The 6,390-nt window shown below is 62.0% G+C and carries 7 protein-coding genes and 1 pseudogene; 3 read left to right on the top strand and 5 right to left on the bottom strand.

The features are described 5' to 3' along the window. On the bottom strand, nt 1–578 hold a 578-nt coding region (locus ACLP4W_RS10120), incomplete at its 3' end, for a pyridoxamine 5'-phosphate oxidase family protein (protein WP_442386001.1). 1,144 nt (nt 579–1,722) lie between these two features. Here ACLP4W_RS10120 and ACLP4W_RS10115 point away from each other — a divergent pair. Then, nucleotides 1,723–2,181, top strand: a complete 459-nt coding sequence (locus tag ACLP4W_RS10115; protein WP_442386000.1) for a hypothetical protein — start codon at nt 1,723–1,725, stop codon at nt 2,179–2,181. A gap of 191 nt (nt 2,182–2,372) precedes the next feature. Here ACLP4W_RS10115 and ACLP4W_RS10110 read toward each other — a convergent pair whose 3' ends face one another. The 4 genes and pseudogenes from ACLP4W_RS10110 to ACLP4W_RS10095 all read right to left on the bottom strand — a co-directional run bounded on the left by ACLP4W_RS10110 (nt 2,373) and on the right by ACLP4W_RS10095 (nt 5,189). Further along, nucleotides 2,373–3,260, bottom strand: a complete 888-nt coding sequence (locus ACLP4W_RS10110; RefSeq protein WP_442385999.1) for a haloalkane dehalogenase — start codon at nt 3,258–3,260, stop codon at nt 2,373–2,375. A 1-nt stretch (nt 3,261) separates the two neighbouring features. Continuing rightward, nucleotides 3,262–3,882 carry a TetR/AcrR family transcriptional regulator gene (locus ACLP4W_RS10105; RefSeq protein WP_442385998.1) on the bottom strand — a complete coding sequence of 207 codons (621 nt, stop codon included), beginning with the start codon at nt 3,880–3,882 and terminating at the stop codon, nt 3,262–3,264. Nucleotides 3,883–4,296: 414 nt separating this feature from the next. Continuing rightward, a pseudogene (locus tag ACLP4W_RS10100) lies at nt 4,297–4,557 on the bottom strand (aminotransferase class III-fold pyridoxal phosphate-dependent enzyme); the annotation flags it as partial. Nucleotides 4,558–4,673: 116 nt separating this feature from the next. Next, a complete protein-coding gene (locus tag ACLP4W_RS10095; RefSeq protein WP_442385997.1) occupies nt 4,674–5,189 on the bottom strand; it encodes an HdeD family acid-resistance protein in 516 nt (171 codons plus the stop codon). Between the two features lie 159 nt (nt 5,190–5,348). Here ACLP4W_RS10095 and ACLP4W_RS10090 point away from each other — a divergent pair, with 159 nt between their 5' ends. Both ACLP4W_RS10090 and ACLP4W_RS10085 read left to right on the top strand, forming a co-directional pair. Continuing rightward, on the top strand, nt 5,349–5,900 hold the full coding sequence (locus ACLP4W_RS10090) for a recombinase family protein (protein ID WP_442385996.1): 552 nt from the start codon (nt 5,349–5,351) through the stop codon (nt 5,898–5,900). A gap of 94 nt (nt 5,901–5,994) precedes the next feature. Then, a partial coding sequence (locus ACLP4W_RS10085; RefSeq protein ID WP_442385995.1) for an alcohol dehydrogenase catalytic domain-containing protein occupies nt 5,995–6,390 on the top strand: 396 nt, incomplete at its 3' end.

The following is a 6,390-nucleotide window of genomic DNA, read 5'->3' as shown; positions in this document are numbered from 1 at the left end:
AGCAGCAACACCTCGCCAGCCGATACGTTCTCCTCACGTCGCGCAAGATCTCGGGGCCCGATCTGTTGGTCGCCCAGGCCCTGGCCGACGTGGCGACGATCGGAATCCTGCACCAGCGTGGGCTGGTGCATGGGGGGCACCACGAATCGGGATGTCACCACGACAACCGCTCCGCACCGAGCCGTCGCCCGGTCACGGTGTGCGGCACAATCTGAAGCCACACATTGTGAGATGCCGGCTGCCCACGGCGTCGGGCCGTGGCCATCCATCGCTCGCAGCAGCGAAGGAACCCGTTCCAGGTCGACTTCGGCGCCGACGCCTCGCACCAGGACGCTCCATCCGAACTTCCGGTCCTCGTCGACGTGGTCGACCTCGAACGCGAGCATCGGTTGCTGCATCGCCGCTCGTTTAGCGCCACCCTCGACGCGGAAGACAATATCGTGTCCGGCCATGGCGTAGTTGACAGGTACGGCGAGCGGTCCGAGGTCATCTTGGTACACGAGTCGCCCGACATGCGCGGCACCGAGCAGCCGGAAGCATTCGTCGGGTGGGAGGTCTTCGAGCTCGCGTTGCGTCATGATGCGATTGTCGATCGGGGCGCACGGCAGCCGCCACGGCCGAAGGTCCCATCTCCGCACAGACACGATGGCCGCTCCTTGGCGGTCTGGCTGGTAGGCGCTGGGGTGTGGATGTGATCACTCGTCGTGGCGCCGCCATGTCACCCGTCGTTCGCTGGGGTGCGGGCGGTATTGACGCCAGGTGCCGCCGACGGTGGCGCTCGCCAGAAGAAACCCGAACAGCGGGCCGCCACGCCTGCTCGCTTCCCTGCGGGCCCCCGCCGACGGTAGCAAGCCAAGTCGCAAGCGCGACCCGCTTGACCCGCGGTCAAGCGGTCATACTGATTTGAGTTGCCCTGTGCAGGTTGGCGTTTCGTTACTGACCCGTACAGCTTGTGTAGGTCGCGATGGATAGCAACGCGGATAGCAACGGCGCTGAATTCGCGGGTGTTCGGGACTGTCCGTCGGTAGACGAAAAACTGCGGTGAACTGCACAGATAGGACACCGGCGAATGCCCGCGGATGCCGAAAACGAGTCTGGGGGTCAAGTGGTCGCAGGTTCAAATCCTGTCAGCCCGACCGCAGGTCAGAGGCAGTTTTTGCCCGTCTAAGATTTGTTTCTGAACGATTTGACCCAAACGTTTGACCCAAACCAGCTTTTGGCTGTCGCCAAGACTCGTTTGCTAAGAGTCGTTCTATGGACATCGAGTGGATGCGTGACTGCCTAACGAAGTCGATGACAAGCTCGCCCAGGACGCCGCGCGGCTGAATCAGGGCCTGGTGCCAGACTGGCTCGGGCTGGGCGGCCTTGGAAGCTCGGCCCTCGGCCCGGCAATGGTGACTTCCGTGAGCTTCCTGACGAATCGCAACGTACTGCTTTCTGCTTTGCGTCGTGAAGCCTGATGGTTGGGCCATCACTATGTACCTGCCGCTGGCGTACAGCCTGGAGCAGGCTCGCGCGGCTGCTGCCCGCCTACACACCCGGTCGTGCAAGCAAGAAGGCCGCAACGCTGGCCAGCGTAGGCGCACAATAGACCGTCATGGCGAAGTAACATGTCGCGATGACGCCGCCGAAGAAGATGGTTTGTGCGTGGCATCTTCCTTTCTGCAAGCCCTGGCGTTCATACCGAACTGGATTTGCGCCGCCACAGCGCCGTGAATCACGTTGGACGAGGCCGACATGAGAGTGCGCCTGATCGTTCTCGTGACGTTGGTGTTCGCCGTCCTGGCGGGAGTTGTGGCCTGGGTGCTCAACGCGCCCTCGGTCAACCACTGGCTGGCCGTGCACACAGGAATTGTCGACATGTCCGGTCGCTACTATGCCTTCTGGTCCGGGTTCGGTTCTGACATCGCTGAGTTCAGCCTCGTCGGCGCTGCCGTCACGGGCGTGTACCAGCTAAACCGCAAGTACAACTGCCATCAGCCGGGGTGCTGGCGCATCGGCACCCACCCTGCGGCCGGCGCCCAGTTTCTGCTCTGCTACCGCCATCACCCTGACTACCAGGGAAAGAAGCCGACGCGCGAGCTGATCGAACAGCTGCACCGCCAGCACATCGAGCGCGAGGAAGCCATTCACGACAAACTCGACGAAATGAATCGACACCTGCGCGAAATGGGGCATTAGGCCTGACGCGTACGCTCTCGCCGCACCGGCGGCGTCAGCGGGTTGTCAGCAAGGCAACATGTCGCACATAGCGCGCACCGAGCAACAGATCTATAGGGCCAATATCGCACCATGCTTCCGGAGCGACTGCACTACCACGTCTGATTCGACAAGCGGTTCGCGTGGCAGGGCTATTGCGGCTCTGCTGATGACTAACCGGCGCGCAGAGCACGGACGAATTCCGCAATGGCCGAGCCGATCTGGTCCGGGCTGTCCTCCTGGATGAAGTGCAATCCGTTGACTGTGACCTCGGTCTGGTTGGGCCACGTTCGGACGTACTCGCGAACTCGCCCGGTCAGAAGCGAGCCGGGCTCAGCATTGATAAAGAGCTTGGGCACTTCGCTGCTGGCCAGCCAGGTGCTGTAGTCATCGACCACCGCGACGACGTCCGCCGGTTCACCATCGATCGGGATGTTGCGCGGCCATGACAGGGTGGGTCGGCGATCCTCGCCGGCGTCGAGATAGGGCTGCCGGTAGTAGCCCATTTCCTCGTCGCTGAGTTTCCGTAGGGTGCTGCTAGGTAATACGTTTTCGACGAACCTGTTCTGCTCTAGCACCAGTCGTTCCCCTGCCGGGGACCGGAACCCTTGGAAGATCTTGCGACCGTCGGCGGGAAAGTCCGACCACGTTATCGGCATCGCTATCGATTCCATGTAGGCGATGCCCTGTACCCGGTCGCGATGCCGGTTCGCCCAGTCGAAGCCGAGCGCCGAACCCCAGTCGTGCAGCACCAGCACGACTCGATCACCGAAGTGGAGGTCATCCCAGAGCGCGAACAGATAATCACGCTGTTCGGCATAGTTGTAGCGATCGGACCCGGACGGTGTGAGTTTCTCCGATGCGCCCATCCCGATGAGGTCGCACGCCACGAGCCGGCCCAGACCCTCCAGATGGGGCATCACGTTGCGCCACAGGTACGACGACGTCGGGTTGCCGTGCTGGAAGACGATGGCGTCGCCTTCGCCCTCGTCGATGTAGGCCATTCGCTTTCCGTTGACGTCCCGGTACTGTAGCTGCCCGTATGGCTTTACTCCGAACATGTCAATGACCGTCCTCTCGGCGTGTCTCGGTGGTTTCGGCGTTAGCCGTGATGTTGGCCGCCGCCCTAGCGACCCGCAGAATGCGTTCCGAGAATTCCTTGTCGGGCACCGCCCGTGCCAGCGAGAGCCCGCCAACACAGATCGCCATCATCGCGATGGCGTCGTCGAGTCGCGATGGATCGTTATCTCTTCCTTCACAGATAGCCGCCAGGGACTGGCGCAGTTCACGTTCGTACGCGGCGCGAAACTCCGGGGTGCCGCGAGCCGCGTCTGAACTCAGCGCAGCGAAACCGCAGCTACTCGCCAGGTCATCGCGATGCGCGGACGTGAGGTATTGCGTCGCAAGACGTTTCAGTCGGTCCGTCCACCCCTCACCGTTCCTCGCCTTGGTCCATCGCGGTCGTCCGGTGGTAATCGCGTGGCTAAATGCGGCGACGGCAAGGTCCTCTTTGGAGGCGAAATGCGAGTAGAACGCGCCGTGGGTCAGCCCGGCTTCCCGCATCACAGGGACGATGGCCGTTCCGTCCACTCCTTCATGGCGCAGCCGCCGGGCAGCCGTATCCAGTATTCGATGGCGTGACGCAGCTTTGAGATTGTCACGCTTCCCAGTTGCATTTCGCATGATGCACATCATGCTAGTGGCACGACGCACATCATGCGAACGGTGGTTGAGACCCCCGGAAAAAACCCCTGGTGCGGCAGAAGCGGGGTGGCCCGGGGACGGCTTGAGACAGTTTCCACGGTCACGTCGGTTTGAGAATCGCTGCGAGACAGCTTAATTCAGCCCGCGTCCGACTGGGGGCCAAGTGGTCGCAGGTTCAAATCCTGTCAGCCCGACCAGAGGAAAATGGCGTTGAGCTGCTGCGATGTCTTGACCGATGAATCAAACCACCCCGAGCTGGGACCATTCTGGGACCACAAGTCACGGCGAGTGGATCCACTGCCGTTCTAGCGGTTTTCCGGCCTGGCCGGCAGTCGTCGACTATCTGGGGCGGAGCCGCGGGGCTAGATACGGGAGTAGATCATTGGCCCGCAGTCATGCCGCCGCTTTGTCCAGAATATCCGGGAGACTCGTCACAAACTGGTCGAGCTGGGACTTCGTAATCACCAGCGGCGGCGCCACCCGGATCACGTCCGCAGCGGCGGCGTTGACCAAGAAGCCAGCCTCGCGGGCCGCGGCCTCCACCGCCTTGGCGGCTTGCCTGGTAAGCACTATCCCGCGCAGCAGGCCGCGGCCCCGAACATGGTCCACCAAAGGGTGATTCAGCGACCCGATGCCATCGCTGAGCGACTTGCCGTCCCCGAGCGGTCGCCGCGGTGTGGGCAGCGGCCGAGCCAATTACGGCCCAGGCTCGGCACAAAGCTGCATCTGCTGAGCGCAAGCGCTTGCGACAAGCGCCTTCAATGAGCTGGTCAGCTCTCGGTGGCGGGCCGGGCAGAGCTACCCGTCAGCCGTTCTGCCCTGCGTTGCACATCGCCAAGGGCTCTACGCGCTCGCAGGGCCCAGAAGATGTCGCTGATCCCGATGACCACAAGCCATACGCCCGCGACGATCGTAGCCATGCGAAGGGTGGTGAACGGCCATGCGAGCATTACTATGCCCGCGATCATGCTGGTGACTCCCACGAAGATGTACCACCCTCGGTCGGGCAGCGACGGGTGTTCAACAGTCAACGCGATCTCGGAAACGCCTTGGAAGACAAAGGCCACTCCAATCGAGAGGGCCAGCAACAGGACTGCGTAAGCGTAACCGAAGTGCCGAAATGTGAGCACGCCCAAGGTCAACGACAGCCCGCCGGTGATGAACAGCGGAATGCGGCTGCTCGCGGATGCATCGAGGACGAACGCCAAAGCCATCTCGGCGATTCCCGACGTTACTAGGTAGGCACCCAACAACGCACCCGCGTCTAGGATTGATGTCCCCAGCATCGCCAACCCTTCCATGCGTCTAGTTGGGGTACACCCTTACTGGACAGCCCGAGAACCTTTTTCTAGTGTCAAACTAGGATCGCTTCCCTCATTGTTTGACAACTGTCTACCATAGTCCCAGGGTCTACTTTGACAGTTCATCGACTGAAGGAGTTCAGAGTGGGCCAGCGGATTGGTTATCAGCGTGTCAGCACCGTCGACCAGAACACGGATCGTCAGCTCGATGGTGTCGAGCTGGATAAGGTGTTCACCGACAAGGCCAGCGGCAAGGACACCAACCGTCCTGAGCTTGCCCGTGCCATCGACTACGTGCGTGATGGCGACACCCTCGTCGTCCACTCGATGGACCGACTCGCACGCAACCTCGAAGACCTGTGCCGGATCGTTCGGGAACTCACCGGCCAGGGCGTCAAGGTCGAGTTCGCGAAAGAGAACCTGACGTTTGCAGGCGATGATTCGCCGATGAACACGCTGCTGCTCTCGATGCTAGGAGCAGTTGCAGAGTTCGAGCGGTCGATGATCCTCGAACGCCAGCGCGAGGGTATCGCCCTCGCGAAGGCTGCTGGAAAGTACAAGGGACGTAAAGCGTCACTTTCGCAGACGCAGGCCAGTGAGCTACGCGAACGCCTGGCCAAGGGCGAATCTGTTACCACACTCGCCACGGAATACGGCATAAGCCGTCAGACGGTCTACAACTACAAGGTCGCCTGAGTTCGACCAAGTAACGCGACGGGCCTGGTCGATCAACCTCATGACCAGCCGGGCAGCTTTCCGAGTTGCTGCACACGAATCGAGAGGAATTGATATGCACGCCATCCAGATTGAACAGTTCGGCGACCCCGCGCAGGTGCTCCGCGTCGTCGACATCGAGGAGCCGCCGCCACTGGGTCCGCATGAGGTTCTATTGAGCGTTGAGGTCTCGCCGTTGAACAAACACGACCTACTGGTTGTCAGCGGCATGCTGGCGCGACCACCCCTGCCCCACATACCAGGCGCAGAGGGGGTCGCCCGCGTGCTTGCCACTGGCGCCGAGGTCGATGGACTTCAAGTCGGCGATCTGGTCGTGCTACCCCTGTATGCCGGTGCGTGGCGTGAGCGGCTCGTCGTGCCCGCCGACGGCCTGTTCGCACTCCCAACCGGCGGCAACATCGAGCAGTACTCGATGCTGGGCAGCAACCCCCCGACGGCAGGGTTGATGCTC

It is taken from the genome of Mycobacterium sp. (genome assembly GCF_052145595.1).
In the GTDB taxonomy this organism is placed as follows: domain Bacteria; phylum Actinomycetota; class Actinomycetes; order Mycobacteriales; family Mycobacteriaceae; genus Mycobacterium.
The sequence above is the reverse complement of the archived record's forward strand: the minus strand, read 5'-3'. Positions and strand labels throughout refer to the sequence as shown.

Excerpts from the sequence above, each read along its gene's own strand:
- ACLP4W_RS10110 (WP_442385999.1), bottom strand. The coding sequence starts at position 3,260 with ATGTTCGGAGTAAAGCCATACGGGCAGCTACAGTACCGGGACGTCAAC.
- ACLP4W_RS10105 (WP_442385998.1), bottom strand. The coding sequence starts at position 3,882 with ATGCGAAATGCAACTGGGAAGCGTGACAATCTCAAAGCTGCGTCACGC.
- ACLP4W_RS10095 (WP_442385997.1), bottom strand. The coding sequence starts at position 5,189 with ATGCTGGGGACATCAATCCTAGACGCGGGTGCGTTGTTGGGTGCCTAC.